The organism is Streptomyces sp. NPDC014727 (assembly GCF_043083485.1).
In the GTDB taxonomy this organism is placed as follows: Bacteria; Actinomycetota; Actinomycetes; order Streptomycetales; family Streptomycetaceae; genus Streptomyces.
Map to the genome: position 1 here is coordinate 1 of NZ_JBIBYR010000058.1, position 13,555 is coordinate 13,555.

Annotated in this window: 17 protein-coding genes and 3 pseudogenes; 11 read left to right on the plus strand and 9 right to left on the minus strand. The window is 68.7% G+C overall.

Features of this window, described 5'->3' with window-relative positions; all coding sequences use genetic code 11:
- The 3 genes from ACF1B9_RS37450 to ACF1B9_RS37460 form a co-directional block, all read left to right on the plus strand.
- Positions 1-266 (plus strand): hypothetical protein (locus ACF1B9_RS37450; RefSeq protein WP_391746905.1); only part of this gene is annotated, 266 nt, incomplete at its 5' end.
- A gap of 80 nt (positions 267-346) precedes the next feature.
- A complete protein-coding gene (locus ACF1B9_RS37455) occupies positions 347-472 on the plus strand; it encodes a hypothetical protein (RefSeq protein WP_391746906.1) in 126 nt (41 codons plus the stop codon).
- Complete coding sequence (locus tag ACF1B9_RS37460; protein WP_391746907.1) at positions 465-662, plus strand: helix-turn-helix domain-containing protein; 198 nt, start codon at positions 465-467, stop codon at positions 660-662. The genes ACF1B9_RS37455 and ACF1B9_RS37460 overlap by 8 nt, the downstream gene beginning before the upstream one ends.
- 118 nt (positions 663-780) lie before the next feature.
- Here ACF1B9_RS37460 and ACF1B9_RS37465 read toward each other — a convergent pair whose 3' ends face one another.
- The 4 genes and pseudogenes from ACF1B9_RS37465 to ACF1B9_RS37480 all read right to left on the minus strand — a co-directional run bounded on the left by ACF1B9_RS37465 (position 781) and on the right by ACF1B9_RS37480 (position 3,881).
- Entirely contained in the window at positions 781-2,061 is a 1,281-nt protein-coding gene (locus ACF1B9_RS37465) for an LGFP repeat-containing protein (protein WP_391746908.1), read from the minus strand.
- Between the two features lie 344 nt (positions 2,062-2,405).
- Positions 2,406-2,678, minus strand: coding sequence for a hypothetical protein (locus tag ACF1B9_RS37470; RefSeq protein WP_391746909.1), 273 nt, complete (start codon positions 2,676-2,678; stop codon positions 2,406-2,408).
- Positions 2,679-2,858: 180 nt separating this feature from the next.
- A pseudogene (locus tag ACF1B9_RS37475) lies at positions 2,859-3,011 on the minus strand (restriction endonuclease); the annotation flags it as partial.
- 120 nt (positions 3,012-3,131) lie between these two features.
- The gene (locus ACF1B9_RS37480) at positions 3,132-3,881 is read right to left on the minus strand and encodes a DUF4118 domain-containing protein (protein WP_391746910.1); all 750 of its coding nucleotides are present in this window, start codon (positions 3,879-3,881) and stop codon (positions 3,132-3,134) included.
- A 526-nt stretch (positions 3,882-4,407) separates the two neighbouring features.
- Between ACF1B9_RS37480 and ACF1B9_RS37485 the strand changes: the two are divergent.
- Positions 4,408-4,820 (plus strand): annotated as a pseudogene (locus ACF1B9_RS37485) (transposase); the annotation flags it as partial.
- A gap of 114 nt (positions 4,821-4,934) precedes the next feature.
- Here ACF1B9_RS37485 and ACF1B9_RS37490 read toward each other — a convergent pair.
- Together ACF1B9_RS37490 and ACF1B9_RS37495 are read right to left on the minus strand one after the other, a co-directional pair.
- Positions 4,935-5,441, minus strand: a complete 507-nt coding sequence (locus ACF1B9_RS37490; protein WP_391746921.1) for a hypothetical protein — start codon at positions 5,439-5,441, stop codon at positions 4,935-4,937.
- Positions 5,435-5,881 (minus strand): zinc-binding dehydrogenase, encoded by a 447-nt coding sequence (locus tag ACF1B9_RS37495; RefSeq protein ID WP_391746911.1) that lies wholly within the window; start codon positions 5,879-5,881, stop codon positions 5,435-5,437. The genes ACF1B9_RS37490 and ACF1B9_RS37495 overlap by 7 nt, the downstream gene beginning before the upstream one ends.
- Positions 5,882-6,092: 211 nt before the next feature.
- Between ACF1B9_RS37495 and ACF1B9_RS37500 the strand changes: the two genes are divergently transcribed.
- From ACF1B9_RS37500 to ACF1B9_RS37510, 3 genes and pseudogenes are all read left to right on the plus strand, one after another.
- On the plus strand, positions 6,093-6,695 hold the full coding sequence (locus tag ACF1B9_RS37500; protein WP_391746912.1) for an isochorismatase family protein: 603 nt from the start codon (positions 6,093-6,095) through the stop codon (positions 6,693-6,695).
- Between the two features lie 10 nt (positions 6,696-6,705).
- The gene (locus ACF1B9_RS37505) at positions 6,706-7,614 is read left to right on the plus strand and encodes a GlxA family transcriptional regulator (protein WP_391746913.1); all 909 of its coding nucleotides are present in this window, start codon (positions 6,706-6,708) and stop codon (positions 7,612-7,614) included.
- A 500-nt stretch (positions 7,615-8,114) separates the two neighbouring features.
- Positions 8,115-8,388: pseudogene (locus tag ACF1B9_RS37510) on the plus strand (transposase); the annotation flags it as partial.
- Positions 8,389-8,428: 40 nt separating this feature from the next.
- Here ACF1B9_RS37510 and ACF1B9_RS37515 read toward each other — a convergent pair.
- The 3 genes from ACF1B9_RS37515 to ACF1B9_RS37525 all read right to left on the minus strand — a co-directional run bounded on the left by ACF1B9_RS37515 (position 8,429) and on the right by ACF1B9_RS37525 (position 11,040).
- Positions 8,429-9,391: a MerR family transcriptional regulator gene (locus ACF1B9_RS37515; RefSeq protein ID WP_391746914.1), complete on the minus strand. Its 963-nt coding sequence runs from the start codon at positions 9,389-9,391 to the stop codon at positions 8,429-8,431.
- A gap of 192 nt (positions 9,392-9,583) precedes the next feature.
- A complete protein-coding gene (locus ACF1B9_RS37520; RefSeq protein ID WP_391746915.1) occupies positions 9,584-10,354 on the minus strand; it encodes an alpha/beta fold hydrolase in 771 nt (256 codons plus the stop codon).
- Complete coding sequence (locus ACF1B9_RS37525) at positions 10,351-11,040, minus strand: flavin reductase family protein (RefSeq protein ID WP_391746916.1); 690 nt, start codon at positions 11,038-11,040, stop codon at positions 10,351-10,353. Before ACF1B9_RS37525 ends, ACF1B9_RS37520 begins: the two co-directional genes overlap by 4 nt.
- A gap of 124 nt (positions 11,041-11,164) precedes the next feature.
- On the opposite strand from ACF1B9_RS37525, the gene ACF1B9_RS37530 reads away from it, so the two are divergent.
- The 4 genes from ACF1B9_RS37530 to ACF1B9_RS37545 all read left to right on the plus strand — a co-directional run bounded on the left by ACF1B9_RS37530 (position 11,165) and on the right by ACF1B9_RS37545 (position 13,471).
- Positions 11,165-11,713: a TetR/AcrR family transcriptional regulator gene (locus ACF1B9_RS37530; RefSeq protein WP_391746917.1), complete on the plus strand. Its 549-nt coding sequence runs from the start codon at positions 11,165-11,167 to the stop codon at positions 11,711-11,713.
- Positions 11,714-11,737: 24 nt separating this feature from the next.
- Positions 11,738-12,091, plus strand: a complete 354-nt coding sequence (locus tag ACF1B9_RS37535) for a hypothetical protein (RefSeq protein ID WP_391746918.1) — start codon at positions 11,738-11,740, stop codon at positions 12,089-12,091.
- A 79-nt stretch (positions 12,092-12,170) separates the two neighbouring features.
- Positions 12,171-13,139, plus strand: coding sequence for an alpha/beta hydrolase (locus ACF1B9_RS37540; RefSeq protein WP_391746919.1), 969 nt, complete (start codon positions 12,171-12,173; stop codon positions 13,137-13,139).
- Positions 13,140-13,210: 71 nt separating this feature from the next.
- Positions 13,211-13,471, plus strand: coding sequence for a helix-turn-helix domain-containing protein (locus ACF1B9_RS37545; RefSeq protein WP_391795978.1), 261 nt, complete (start codon positions 13,211-13,213; stop codon positions 13,469-13,471).
- The last annotated feature ends 84 nt before the right edge of the window (positions 13,472-13,555 follow it).

A 13,555-nucleotide genomic window follows, 5' to 3' on the forward strand; every position in this document is an offset into this window, starting at 1 on the left:
GTCCCAGACACCGCCGAGCAACGAGAGTGGACCATGGAACTGCTCAAATAGGCATGATGTTGACAAATCAGATTCCACAGAATGATCCGGTTGACGTGGCCTTCGACGACGCCCGAGTTCCAGGGCAGGGTGAGACCGGCGATGACGGCATCACGGTCACGTTCGATGCCTGCGGCCAGGGTGTGGAGACTGGGGAGGTCGTCGCGTCGGACGGCGTCGAGCCACTGGGGGTCCCGGTAGTACCCGCCGAGAAAACAACGGAGTAGCCCCTGACCTGGCCCGTTGCCGTGGAGCCGGTGGCTCGTTGGGCTGAACGAGTGAATCCGGCGGCGAGAGGGGCGGGCAGATGGCAACGCGGGTGTTCTCCGATGAGGAGTTGGAGGCCCTGCGCTCGTTCCCTGCGATCGGCAAGGACGAGCTGATCCGCTACTTCACCCTCACCCCGACTCGGCCGCCCGCCGGCGATGACTGACGAACAGGTACGTCACGCACGCGACCTGCTCGCCCGTCCGGAAACCACCGTCACCTCGATCGCGAAGCTCCTTGGGGTCTCCCGCAACACCATCTACAACTACGTGCCCGAGCTGAGGGGAGGCCGTCTCGCGCTCGCCGAGTCGACCAACACGGCAGAACTGCCCCGACCCTCCAGGCCAGCTGACTGATCACCGCCGTTTACGGCTGGTGACGATCCTGCTGGCATATTCCGTACCCAGCGCCAGGGCGTACATCGTGCCGGTGGACTGAGTGGGAGGACCGGACGGACCGGCCCTCCCGCGTTGATCAGTTGCAGGTCATGCTGACGGGTGCGTGGTCCGGGTCATTCCGGTAGCACAGGTGCTGCGGGGCCTTCAGGTCCAAGATGGAACCCTGCCACACGGTGCCCTGCCACAGAACCTGCGGGGAACCGGAGTTCTCCAGCAGACGGGGGTAGCGCAGGACCTCCCAGGACGGGTACTTGTCCTTGTTCGTGTCGACGTCGAAGCCGGTGAAGTTCTTGTTCTTGTCGTCGTAACCGTGCGGGTGAATGTGGAACGTTGCGTTGATCCGGCCGAGATTCGCGTACTGCGAGCCCGGGACGTCCACGAACGAGTTGACCGCTGACACGTCCACCCGGATGCCGCCGTCACCGTAGGGCTCCGCCCAGTACTCGTTCTGCGGGGTCCGGTCGTCCTGGATCACCTTGGCGTGCTCGGTACGCACGAGAGGCTTGGCATTACGGCACGGCAGATCCCCGACACAGGACTGGTCGACGTAGATCCCGACCTGGCCCGTGGCGGTGTCCCAGGCGATGGCCACCTTGGAGCTGGCTTCGGGTTCGGTGCTCCACAGGCGGTGGTTGCCCAGGGAGTGGTTGACCGGGTTGCCGTCGTCGCCGATGTAGCCGCGCGCCACGACGATGCCCCGGTCGGGGCCCTTGGGCAGCAGCGTGGCGCTCTCCTTCAGATCACCCGGGGCCGGGCTGCCCTGGAAGAACTGGGCGTTCGCACGGGGGATCAGCGGGTTCGCGATCTCGTTCGACGACCACCGGATGGGGCCGTGCTCGAACATCTGGGTGACGCCCTCCTGCTGGAGTTCGTCGGTAATGGGGTAGCCGTACACCCCGCCTTCCCAGCCCGCCTGTCCCCAGCGCTGGCCGATGAGACCCCAGACGGGGTGGACGCCGTTGGAGCGCGTGGGATGCCAGTAGAGCGAGCCGCCCTGGAACTGCTGCCGCTTGCCGGCGCCGTCGGGGTTGGTGCGTTCGTCGTCGACCGGGTAGCCGAGCTTCCCGCCCTCGTGGCCGAGCGCGCCCCACTTGCCGCCGATCGTGCCCCATACGGGGTGCGCGTCGCTGGCGGCGGACCAGTAGATGGTGCCGCCCGTGAACTCCTGTCGCTTGCCAACGCCGTCGGGGTTGTCCAGTTCGATGTCGGTCGGACAGCCGAGCGGTCCTGTCTCGCGGCCCAGCTCGGTGTACTTTGCGAGGATCGCTCCGCCGACCGGCTTGCCGCAGACGTCATCCGCGGCCGCCGGGGACGCTTGAACGGTAAGAGCGGCGAGGGAGGCAAGGGCGACGACCACACCCTTGAGCAGAGTGGCCTTTCGCCGTAATGGTCGAGTCGACACTTCCACAAGCGGTTCCCCTCAGTATTCGGTCATTGGTGGTCAAACCGCACAAGAGGTGCGGTCCGGGGACAATGACGCCTGCGCGGGCCTACAGGGTGCGAGTGGGCGAAAGTAGCGGATCAGCTCGTCCTTGCCGATCGCCAGGAAGGAACGCAGGCCTCCAACTCCTTATTGGAAAACACCCGCGCTGCCATCTGCCCGCCCCGTCGCTGCCGGATTCACCCGCTCAGCTCAACGAGCCACCGGCTCCACAGAAACGGGCCAGGTCAGGGACTACTCCGTTGTTTTCTCGGCGAGTACTACCGGGACCCCCACTGCGGCAGCCGTTCGCCCTGGCGCTCGGTGAGCATCTGGGCGAAGGACCGGACGTGCGTGGTGAGGGCGTCGAGTTCGGGGCAGTGGACCAGGACTGCCTTGAGTCGAAGGTGGTCGATATCAGGGAGGCTCTCAGGGCGCCGGAGGATCCAACCGGCGACGACGCGGGGTGAGGGTGGCCGAGCTGTGATCGAGGTCCTCTTCTCCCGGAAGTAGGCGCGAACGCGCTGGTAGCTGCCCTGATAGCCGAGCGGCACGATCTCCTCCCATACCGTCCAGGCGTTGGTGCAGCCCTGGTTCCAGCGGTCATCCAGGTAGGGCTTGAACGCGTCCAGCTTGGACGGCCGGCCCTGCCACTGTCCGCGGAAGAGGTCTTCCGGGGGTGACAGACCCCACCGAGGCGTCCGACCGAACGGCCCCGTGACTCTGCGGGCTGCTCAAGACAGGGCGGTCGGCCTACAGGGCGGCGGGACGGCCCGGAACAGCTCCCACAAGGGACGTGAGCCGGACGCCCATACTCCGAGGGTGTGGCGGTCGATCACGTGGAGGCGCTGCTGCTTCGCGAAGGTCACGGCCGGGGCGGTCACCCGGCGGGAGCGATTTCCCCTTTGATCAGCCTCGCCGCCAGCCCACGCAGCGCGTGGCTCCTTGCCACGCCCGGATCAGGCAACTCGGAGTGATGGCTGGTGGTCTTGTGACCCTGCCGGAGGCTACTGCTGTGGGCTGGGGCCGGCTGTGTCCAGGGCGGCGCCGACCTGGTCGGCGAGGGTTACAGCGACCAACCGGGCTTGCAGGGCGGGGCGGGTGCTCGGCGCCGGGGTGAGCATGAATCGGCCCTGGAACCGGCCACCTCCGCTGGCCCGCAGCTCGATCTCCTCCCGGGGCCAGCCGAGCTGGTCCACGTCCCATCGCTTGCGTCCGACGGTGACGCTGCCGTCTTGCTCCAGGCGAGCGGGGTGACCCAGGAGGGAGCCGTACTCGAAACGGCACTGCCGCAGCTGCAGCAGGTCGGTGAGTTGCCGCTTGACGTGGTCGACGACCACATCGGCGGAGGAGGCCGACTGAGCCAGCTGGGCGGTGTCATGGACGCGGAGGAGGTAGTCGGCGTCCGTGACGACGAGCACCTCCAGCTTCCGGGCGCGGGCAGCCAGCTGCGACACCGCCAGACCCACCGCCAGCAGCAGGGCCGCGGTGGCGATGTCCCCGCGGCGGCCGATCGTGAAGCTCTGGTAGGGGCGGGTGAGGAAGAAGTCGAACCACACGGCTGCGGACAGGGCCGCCAGAGCGCCGGCCAGGCGGCTGCCGGCAGCGGCAACGGCCACGATGACCACCACCAGGATCAGAGCCAGGTTCGTGCTCGACACGCCGCCCCGGAAGGGCACCATGACGAGCGCGACCAGCAGCGGGCCCGCCAAGGCTGCCGCCAGTGCGATGCGGTCCCGAAGCGGATACCGGGCCATCTGTCCACCTCCACCGCACTATCTATCACGAAGAATCCCCTTTGTCCGGGTGGCGTGCAGGCAGCAACAGTTGCTTGTGGCTAGAGACCTCCCGCGCATCCGATGGCGATGCGGCGGAGGCCGGCGCGCAGAGTCGCGTAGTCGGTGAGGTTGGCGAGCAGCTCGCGGGCGCCGGGGGTACCCAGGACGATGTCCTGGACGCGGGTGGAAGCCGTCGAGGTCCAGGATGTCGCGGGCGGCGGCCGGGTCGCGGAGCCGGTCGCGAACGTCTTCGCTCCGGTCGGCAGCGGGCGGGCCGTCCGGGCCGGTGGGCAGGTGCAGGTAGCCGAACGAGATCCGGCGGATCGGGTGGGTCGGGCGCACAGATGTGCCTCCGGTTCTCTGGGGAAGGGAAGGGTGGGGACGACCGGAGCGCCGAGCCCGGTCGGGGAGATCTGGGTGGCGCTCGGTGGTATCAGCGGTGCCTGGGGATGCCTGGGCTCTTCAGCTGGCCTGTGCGAGGAGCGAGCGGGTCAACGCCCGCAGGGTGGAACTGCTGCTGGCCGACCCCGCGACCGCGCCGCACCTGGGCGGGGTGCTGGTGATCGACGACTCCGGGGACCGTAAGGACGGGATGGCGACCGCGCACATCGCACGGCAGTGGCTGGGCCGGCTGGGCAAGACCGACAACGGCATCGTCACCGTGACTACCTGCTGGGCCGATGAGAACCTCTACACGCCGTGCCCTACAGCCCAGCCCATCACTTCCCCAAGGGCAAGAGCGACCCCGGCTTCCGCACCAAGCTGCAGATCGCCGCAGAGCTGGCCCGCGCCGCGAAGGCTACCGGGGTAGCCTTCCGGGCCGTGGTGGCCGACTGCGCCTACGGCGACCAGGACGGCTTCCGCAGACAACTCCCCGCGGCAGGACTGCCGTTCGTCATGGCCCTCAAACCGAGCCACGGCACCTGGGCCTACGGCAAGGACGCCTACGGCCCTTCTCGGCGCGGGCCTGAGCGGCGGCGCTCTTGCGGGCGGCGGCCTGGCGGATGTTGTCGGGTTTGCCGCGCATGCCGGTCAGCTCCCGGTCTGGCTGCGGATGATCGTATCAGTGCGGGCGTCGACGCCGGCCCCGCGGACGGCTTGCGGGGACCCGTCGGCAAGACGGGTCTGCTCCAGCTTGAGGCTGATCCGGCCGAGGGCATCCACTTTCTGGCGGCGCCCGGCGAGCCAGATGTTGTCCTCGCTCATCGGCTGTCCGGTCCGGCCGGTGCAGGCTCGCTGCCGTTCCTCGACGAGCTGGTCGGTGCGCTGTCGCTGGGTGGTGAGTTCGGGCAGGAAGGTGGCGTCCGTGGCGAACTTGTCGCAGGTCAGGCAGGCGTTGCCGTTCGCGCATGCCTGACAGGTTGGCAGCAGAAACAGCCCGTTGGGCAGGATCCGGTCGGTGCGCTTGTCCAGCTCCAGCATGTCGTAGAGGTCGCGCGGGTCGGTGGACAGCTCGCGGGCGTCGGCGGTGATCTTCCGGTAGCGCAGGAACTCCCGCTCATGGGTCTCGGCGAGGGTCTGCGCGTAGTGCATCAGCATGGCCAGCGACAGGTGGCCGCCGGCTCCAGGTAGCGGTGGGCGTCCGCGATGGCTTCCAAGGGGAAAGTCTTGTCGATCACGGGGGCGAGCTCGCCCTTGGCGAGGCCGTCGCTGACAAATGCGACCGCTTTGGCCCGCCGACGGTCGTCGGTGGTGATCTCGAAGAGTTCGAACCCGCGGATGGTGAGGTGCTTGAAGAGGACCTCACCGGTGTTCAGCGGGGTCGGCGTGGGGTCGAGAACGCCGTGGAGGACGATGACGGTTTCGTGGGCGGCGGCCTTGACCAGGTCGGCCAGGGCCGGACCGTCGACGGGGTCGAAGATGACCTGGGCGCCCTTCCCGCCGGTCAGTTCCGCACCGTGGCCGGAAGGCCGGCTACTGAGGGCACCCGATCCCGCGTACCGGATCGTGGTTTCGGTGCCCCTCCGTGGCTCTGGCATTGAAAGTGATCCAGAACCACGATTTAGTCCACGTCGACAAGGCGACGCCAGGAAGCCGTCCCAGGAGACCGAGGGCCGGGCCGGGGCGGCCGTCGGTGGCCGAGTTCCTCTGGCGAGCGAGGCGTCCGCACGTGTCGGCTGACCGGATCGGTCCGCTTCGGGACCCGATGCGGCCTGTCGCCGCCCCGTCCAAACGGCTGAGGCTTGGGGCATGAACCGAGCACTGATCGTCATCGATGTCCAGGAGTCCTTCCGCGCGCGTCCGCTGTGGGAAGCGATCTCCGACCCGAAGATCGCCGACAAGGTGAACCGACTGGTCCGGCTGGCCCGTCGGGCCGGGGACCTGGTGGTGTGGGTACTGCACTTCGAGCCCGGGAGCGGCGGTGTCTTCGACCCGTCCCTCGGCCACGTCCGGCTGCTGGATGAGCTGGAGCGGCGGGAGGACGGCGAGCCGTTGATCCACAAGAGCTCGCACAACGCTTTCACCACCACCAACCTGCAGCAACTCCTCACTGCGCACGGGGTCCGCGAGCTCACCCTCTGCGGCATCCGCACCGAGCAGTGTGTGGAGACCACCGCTCGCGTCGCGAGCGACCTCGGCTATCTGGTCACTTTCGTCGTCGATGCGACCGCCACCAACCCGATCCCGCACCGCGGCGCCCCCGCCGACCAGAGCGTCGCCGAACTGCTCGCCGACCCTCGTACCCTGCCCGCCGACGAGGTCGTCCGGCGCACCGAGTACGCCCTTGCCGGCCGCTTCGCCACCATCGCGACGGTCGACGAGGTGGAGGCCGCGGCGGATCTCCCGGCATGATGACCGAATAATGAGCCACGTCGTCTTCTTTCTGGTGCCTGGAGTCCATCTGCTGGATCTGGCCGGCCCCGCACAGGTCTTCTCCACCGCAGCCGCCTTCGGGCACTCCTACACCCTCAGCTATGTCGCCGAGCGGCCGCAGGTCCCCACCGCTCAGGGACTGCCTCTGGTGGCCGGGGCCGGCTGGCCCGAACTCGGGCCCGAGGACCTGATCGTGGTTCCCGGATGGCGGGCCGTCACGCTGGCCGACTCGCCTGCCATCGCCGACACCTCCCTGAAGGTCTTGCGGGACCACCACACCAGAGGCGGGACGGTGGCCAGCGTATGTGCCGGCGCGGAGGCACTCGGGCGGGCCGGCCTGCTCAAGAGCCGTCGCTGCACCACTCACCACGACGTGCAGGACGAGCTGGCCTTGCGCCACCCTGGAGCGGTCGTCGTCCGCGACGTTCTGTTCACCGCCGACGACCGGGTGATCACCTCGGCCGGTATCGCCAGCGGCATCGACCTGGCCCTGCACCTCGTCGCCGGCAGACATGGGCCCGCCGTTGCCGCCCGAATAGCCCGGGACATGGTCGTCTACGCCCGCCGCAATGGCCACGAGCCGCAGTCCAGCGCCATGTTCCGGCACCGGTCCCACCTCGACGACACCGTGCACCGCGTCCAGGACCTCATCGACACCCGCTTCGACCAACCGCTACCGCTGCCCGGCCTGGCCTCGGCTGTCGGCGTCAGCGAACGTACCCTCACCCGGCTCTTCAACCGTGCCACAGGCCTCACCCCGCTGCGCTACCAGCAGACCCTGCGCCTGGAACGCGCAGAGCACCTCATCAGCCACGGTGCCACGATCACGGCCGCCGCCCGCTCGGTCGGCTTCGAGGACGCGCGCATGCTGCGCCGCCTGCGCGCCCGCGCGGCCTGACGACGGCCGGCAAAGCCGACCCGTGTCGGTGCGGGCCAGCGGCGCGCTTTTCCTGGATCGGCCTACCTACGTGGTGAAGCGGTGGTCGGCGCGCGGCACCGCGAAGCTGCCGTCACGGCTGTAGCTGGTAAAGGTCCAACATGGCCGGTAGCGACACCGGCTTCCTGCCGTCTTGTTGTCCACGCTGAACAGCAGCACGACCGCGATCAAGCAGTCAGCCGCCGGGCCTGGGCGAAGCACTGGCCTTCACTGGCTTACAGAAGGCCACCACGAGCAATGCTCATGACCTGCGGATCGACCTCGGGCGGAACGCGATGGGCGTACCTTCGCGAGCGATCGACTTCTGGTCATCGAGTAGGTCGACGTTGCACCGTCGGTCGGGAAGGCATGCCCGGCTCTCTGATCGACGACATCGTCCGCGAGGGTGCGAGGCGGATGCTCGCCGCCGCCCTGGAGTCCGAAGGGCGAGGTCAGGAGGGTTCGTCGCCTTCCTGCTGGGCATGGCGTTCTACGACTTCCCCGCCGAGCACTGGATCCACTTGCGCACGACGAATCCCATTGAGTCGACCTTCGCCACCGTCCGGCTGCGAACTAAAGGTCAGGCGAGGCGCAGGCAGCGCGGCCGCCGCCCTGGCCATGGTCCTCAAGCCCGTCGAGTCCGCGCAGGCCCGCTGGCGAGCGGTGAACGCTCCCCACCTCGTAGCCCTTGTCCGCGCCGGAGCCCGCTTCGAGGGCAGTCACCTTATCGAACGCTCCGAGACCCTCGCGGCGTGATCGAAGCCGCGAGGATCGGAGCGACCGGCCAGGCGCAGGACTACTGCACGCGGGACTCCTGCGGGGTGTGAGCGCGCAGGGATTCTGTGAACCACGTGAACACCGGTGCCAGGTTGGGCGGGACGGGCCATCCGTTGATGACGGCCAGCGGGTGCCAGTAGCGTTCCGCGCGGGGGTCGTCAGCGGTCTCCAGGCGTGTCAGCAGCCAGTGGTGCAAGTCGGCGTCGTCGGCGCGGTTGAAGGTTTGCGCGTAACGGGCGGTAAGGGCGTTGATGATGGATGCGGCCTCGGCCGAGGCCGGAGCGGTGCCGGCATCGAGCTCGCGGCCGACACTGTCGCGGACGGTCTCGGTGAGGTGGTGGTGCAAGCCGGTGACGTCGCCTTGGGCGCGCTCGGCTGCCTGGTACTCCGCCATGCGACGGACGGCAGCGCGGAAGTCGGGGTCCTGGGTGAGTTCGGCGAGTTCCACCCAGGCGTCGACCTGATTGGGTTCGGGGTCGTCCGGCAGTTCGGGCATGGCCGAGCGCATCATGGCGACGAAGTCAGCATTAGCGTCGAGCCCGCCGAAGGTATCGTCGATGAAGTCGATGAAGTCGGTGATGAGGCGTCGGCGTTCGTCGTCGGAGAGCTTGACAAGCTTGTGCATGAGGTCCATTTCTTCGGGGGTGGAGCCCCGTTTGGCCACCGCTCGCAGCACCGCGATCCGCAGCCGGAGGGTGCGGATCTGCACCTCCAGGGCGTCGGCGTGTGCGGCCGCGACCTCGGGCACGGAGACCTCCCGGTCCAGCACCTGCCGGATGGCAGCAAGGTCGAGCCCCAGGTCACGCAGGGTGCGGACCAGATCCAGACGCGTCAGTGCGCCGATGTCATAGAGACGGTAGCCAGCCGGGCTGCGGTCCGTCGGCGGCACGATTCCGGTGTCGGAGTAGAACCGAAGGGTCTTGACCGTCAGCCCGGTCCGCCGGGCCAGGGCCCCGATCGTGAAGAGCGTGTCGCCGTTCATGCCTGCACCTTCGTGCCTCCCCCTACGGGAGACCCAAGCCCAGTTTCCCCGCGGGTGCTTCAACCCCAATGGGCCACCAATCCACAGGACTTGACAATTACTCGGCCACCACGGCGACGCCGTCCTGCTGCCACGGGGGTCCCGCAGCGCTCCCAAAAGACCTCCTCGATCACCACTGTGCGGCGCTCGCGGCTACGCCAGGAAGCGGCGGATCAGCTCGCCGGTCTCCTCAGGGCGTTCGAGATACAGCATGTGGCCCGCATCGAGTTCCGCCACCGTGAGGCGCTCGCCCAGTGTCGCCCGGCACGCTTGGACGTACTGGGCGGAGACGAAGCCGGATCGCCCGGCGATGAGGAGGAGCGTCGGCACGGCGGGGGGTGGAGTGACGGCTGGTCCCGCCATCTCGGAACATGCCGTCACGACGGCTGCGGGCTCGAAACGCCACTGCCACCGCCCGTCGCTGCGTCGTACGAGGTGCTCGGCGACCTCCTCGTCCACGGCCGCGGCGGAGACGGCCGGCCAGGCCGACCTCCGCTCCGTGCGCGCTTGTTCCGGGTCCGTGAAGAAGCCGGAACGCAGCGTCCGGCGGGCCTGCTCGTGCATCTGCCCGGCGGGCAGGCCGGCCGAGGGGTCGAGCAGGACGATGCGGCCTACGCGTTCGGGGGCCGCGTGGGCCAGGCGCAGCGCGATCAGCCCGCCGTACGAGTGCGCAAGCAGATCCACACGGTCCAGGTTGCGGGCGGCCAGCACGGCGAGCATGTCCGCCACGTGGGCTTCGGTGTTCCACGGTGGGGCGTGGTCGGAGCGTCCATGCCCGCGCAAGTCCGGCGCGATGACCGAGAAGTCGTACAAGGAGGTCTCGACGATGCGCCGCCAGCGAGCGCCGTGCCCCTTGATCCCGTGCAGCGCGAGCAGTGCGGGCCCTTCGGCTGCACCGTAGTGACGGACGTACGGCGCCGTCACGTGTGCCCGCCTCCTTCGCTGCCAGGCGCTCCGGCCATCTGATCACGTGGCGTGGCGGAGCGGTAGGAGTGGCCGAGTTCCGGGCCGAGGCCGAAGTAGTGCCGGAAGTTGTAGATGAGCGGGCTCCATGCGGCCGGGTCGATGTGATCGGTACCGGGGACGACTATGCGTGGGTCGGCGTGCACCTTCAGCACGTGGGCCTCGACGATGAGGAACTCACCGGAGGCGTCCGGCCGGATGCGCTCGGCGCGTGCCTCCAACTGGAGCGGGCATCCGTCGACCCGCGGCGGGCGGACCGTGTGGGACGGGCGGCTGCTCAGCCACGCCGCGCCGAACTTGTCCTTTTCGAAGCGGCAGCCGTCGTGCTTGGTCGGGGGGACCGGATGGCGGCCGGTGAGCGGGGCCAGACGCTCCACGGCCTGCCACTGACCGGGGGCGGCGATGTTGATCACGAGTTCGGGACGGGCGGTGAGGTTGCGCGCGGTCTGGCCGTCCGGGCCCAGGCCGAGCACGATCACCTGTCCCAGCGCCCATGCGGAGGAGATCGGCGCGAGGTTGACGGAGGCGTCCGGGTTCTCGGTGGTCAGGAGCACCACGGGAGTGCCGAAGTACAGAACGCTCGGCTCTATGGAGACACAGGGGTCGGTGCCGGAGCCGGGCCGGACGAGGGGCTCAACGATCTTCATGAACGAAGCGTAGGGGCGGATCACTTCGGCAACCGCCGAACCGTTCCCGTCCCGTGAGACCCGGAGCGCAGTTAAGGAACGACCGTTCTTGACTGGTCGTTCCTTAACTGTGTACGGTCATTCCATGGGACGACCGAGAGGATTCGACGAGGCTGACGTAGTCCGGTCGGCGGCGAAGCTGTTCGCCAGCCGGACCTACGACGGCGCATCCGTGGACGACCTGGTGTCACACCTCGGTGTGCACCGCAACAGCCTGTACAAGACGTTCGGCAGCAAACGCGGGCTCTATCTGGCCGCGCTGAAGTGGTCCCTGGAGCATGAGGTGGCCGGCCTGGTGGAGCGTGTCACGGCAGCGGGCGGCCACACGGAGAAGGCGCACGACGTCCTCGCCGACGCGGTCACCGGAACAGCACTCGACCTGGTCCTGCTGGCCGCGGTCGAACGGGCACCGGTGGATGCCGAGGTGGCCCAACTTGTCGGCGAGGCGTTCACCGCGCTGGACAGGGCAGTCGGCGACGCGGACCGCGCCGCCGACAACAGGAACGCCACCGCCTCACCCGTAGCGGCCACCGCACTGCTCATCGGTCTGCGCACACGCGCCAGGTCCGGCACGACCGACGAGGGCATCATCCGAGCCGGCGTCGGCCTGGCGCAGCGCCTCGGCCAACCCTGACACTCTCACAGCAAAGGAAGCACCATGGCACACATCAGCATCGACGACGACAACCTGATCGTGGAGATCGAGGGGCTGGACAAACTCTGGGCGCTCAAGAGCCGCCTGACCATTCCGCTGGCCCACGTGCGTGGCGCCACGGCTGACCCCGGGATCGTCAAGGAGCCCAAGGGGCTCCGATCCCCGGGCACCCATGTTCCGGGCGTCGTCACCGCCGGCACCTTCCACGTCGACGGCGAACGGGTCTTCTGGGACGTCCGCGACCCGGCCAAGGCGGTGGTCATCCAACTGGCCGACGAACGCTACGCCCGCCTCGTGATCCAGGTTTCCGATCCCCGCGCGACCGTGGCACTCGTTGAAGACGCCCTGCCCAACTGACCCCGCCCACGCGCAGACCGAGGCCGCTCTCCGCAGTGACGCGGAAGCCGGCGGCGCACAGGAAGAGAGAAAAGAACTCGTGACTGACGAGACGGTAGTCATCAACAGCCACGGCTGTTCACTGGCCGGGACATTCACCGCGGCCGCCGACCCCGTCGCCGCCGCCCTGTTGATCCCCGGATCCGGCAGGGTGAACCGCGATTCGGACGCACGACTGCCTGGTGGGCCGATGCTCAGGACCGGAATCACCCGCGCTGTCGCGGACACCCTGGCGAAGGCCCGAGTGTCCACACTCCGCTACGACAAGCGCGGCGTCGGGGACAGCGACGGAGACTTCCTGCGTGCCGGGATGGAGGACGGGCTCGCCGACGCGCGGGCCGCGCTCACCTGGCTCGCCGACCGGGCCGCCGGTCTCCCCCTCCTGGTCGTCGGACACAGCGAGGGCGCCTGGTACGCGGCACAACTCGCCGCCGACGCGCAGGTGGCGGGAGCGGTCCTGCTCTCCGCCGCCGCACGGCCCGGCGGCGACATCCTCGCCTGGCAGGCCGAGCAACTGGCCAGCAGGCTGCCCCTGCCGGTCAAACTCGTCCTGCGGGTGTTGCGCACGGACCTCGGCCGCGCCCAGCGCAGGAATCTGGAGAGGATCACAGCCTCCGACGAGGCCGAGATGCGTCTTCAGGGGCAGCGTGTGAACGCGCGCTGGACCCGTGACTTCGTCGCCTGCGACCCGGCGCCGGCGCTCGCCCGGATCACGGTTCCGGTCCTCGCGATCACAGGGGGCGGCGATCTCCAGGTTCCCCCCGAGGACGTCGACGTCATCGGCCGCCTGGTGCACGGTCCCTTCCAAGGGCACGTCGTGGCCGGCCTCAGCCACCTCTTCCGGCCGGACCCGCAATCACTGGGCCCCAAAGGCTACCGTCGCGCCGTCAGGCAGCCGGTGAGCACCCAAGTCCTGGAACTTGTCAGTGAATGGGTGGCCCACCAGTGGGGCCCACGGGAGAAGACCCATAAAGGATGCCCCTCCAGCGAGGTGGGCGACCGGTACTGACTTCGGCTCGTTGGGGTGAACCTTCTCGAAGTCCCCGACGCGTTCGCCGGGGTGGCTGTATTCCGTGGTGTGTGAGGTATGCGGATGGGGGTGGGCTGACCGCTGCGGGTCGGCTGCGCCGTGAGTCGGTGCGGATGCAGGCGGCCGAGTTGTTCGCGCAGGGAATCAAGCCGTTGGAGGTGGCACGGCGCCTGCGGGTGAGCGGGAAGTCGGCCTACCAGTGGCAGCAGTTGTGGCGGGAGGGCGGTGCGCTGGCGCTGGCCTCCCGTGACCCGAGCGGTTCGCTGTACAGACCCGGAGAGAGTCGGGGCAGGAGTCGGCCGACTGTGTGATCGTCCAACCGTCCCCGAATACACGGACGCTCGAGTGTGCGGGGGAGCGTTGCGCGGTGTCGGGAGGTGCCGTGGAGGCGCCGT

What these genes read in the sequence shown, in the direction of transcription:
- ACF1B9_RS37530 (WP_391746917.1), top strand. Translation starts at nt 11,165, where the DNA reads ATGGGACGACCGAGAGGATTCGACGAGGCTGACGTAGTCCGGTCGGCG.
- ACF1B9_RS37505 (WP_391746913.1), top strand. Translation starts at nt 6,706, where the DNA reads ATGAGCCACGTCGTCTTCTTTCTGGTGCCTGGAGTCCATCTGCTGGAT.
- ACF1B9_RS37495 (WP_391746911.1), bottom strand. Translation starts at nt 5,881, where the DNA reads ATGCCAGAGCCACGGAGGGGCACCGAAACCACGATCCGGTACGCGGGA.
- ACF1B9_RS37525 (WP_391746916.1), bottom strand. Translation starts at nt 11,040, where the DNA reads ATGAAGATCGTTGAGCCCCTCGTCCGGCCCGGCTCCGGCACCGACCCC.
- ACF1B9_RS37460 (WP_391746907.1), top strand. Translation starts at nt 465, where the DNA reads ATGACTGACGAACAGGTACGTCACGCACGCGACCTGCTCGCCCGTCCG.
- ACF1B9_RS37500 (WP_391746912.1), top strand. Translation starts at nt 6,093, where the DNA reads ATGAACCGAGCACTGATCGTCATCGATGTCCAGGAGTCCTTCCGCGCG.
- ACF1B9_RS37535 (WP_391746918.1), top strand. Translation starts at nt 11,738, where the DNA reads ATGGCACACATCAGCATCGACGACGACAACCTGATCGTGGAGATCGAG.
- ACF1B9_RS37480 (WP_391746910.1), bottom strand. Translation starts at nt 3,881, where the DNA reads ATGGCCCGGTATCCGCTTCGGGACCGCATCGCACTGGCGGCAGCCTTG.
- ACF1B9_RS37515 (WP_391746914.1), bottom strand. Translation starts at nt 9,391, where the DNA reads ATGAACGGCGACACGCTCTTCACGATCGGGGCCCTGGCCCGGCGGACC.
- ACF1B9_RS37490 (WP_391746921.1), bottom strand. Translation starts at nt 5,441, where the DNA reads ATGCTGATGCACTACGCGCAGACCCTCGCCGAGACCCATGAGCGGGAG.
- ACF1B9_RS37455 (WP_391746906.1), top strand. Translation starts at nt 347, where the DNA reads ATGGCAACGCGGGTGTTCTCCGATGAGGAGTTGGAGGCCCTGCGCTCG.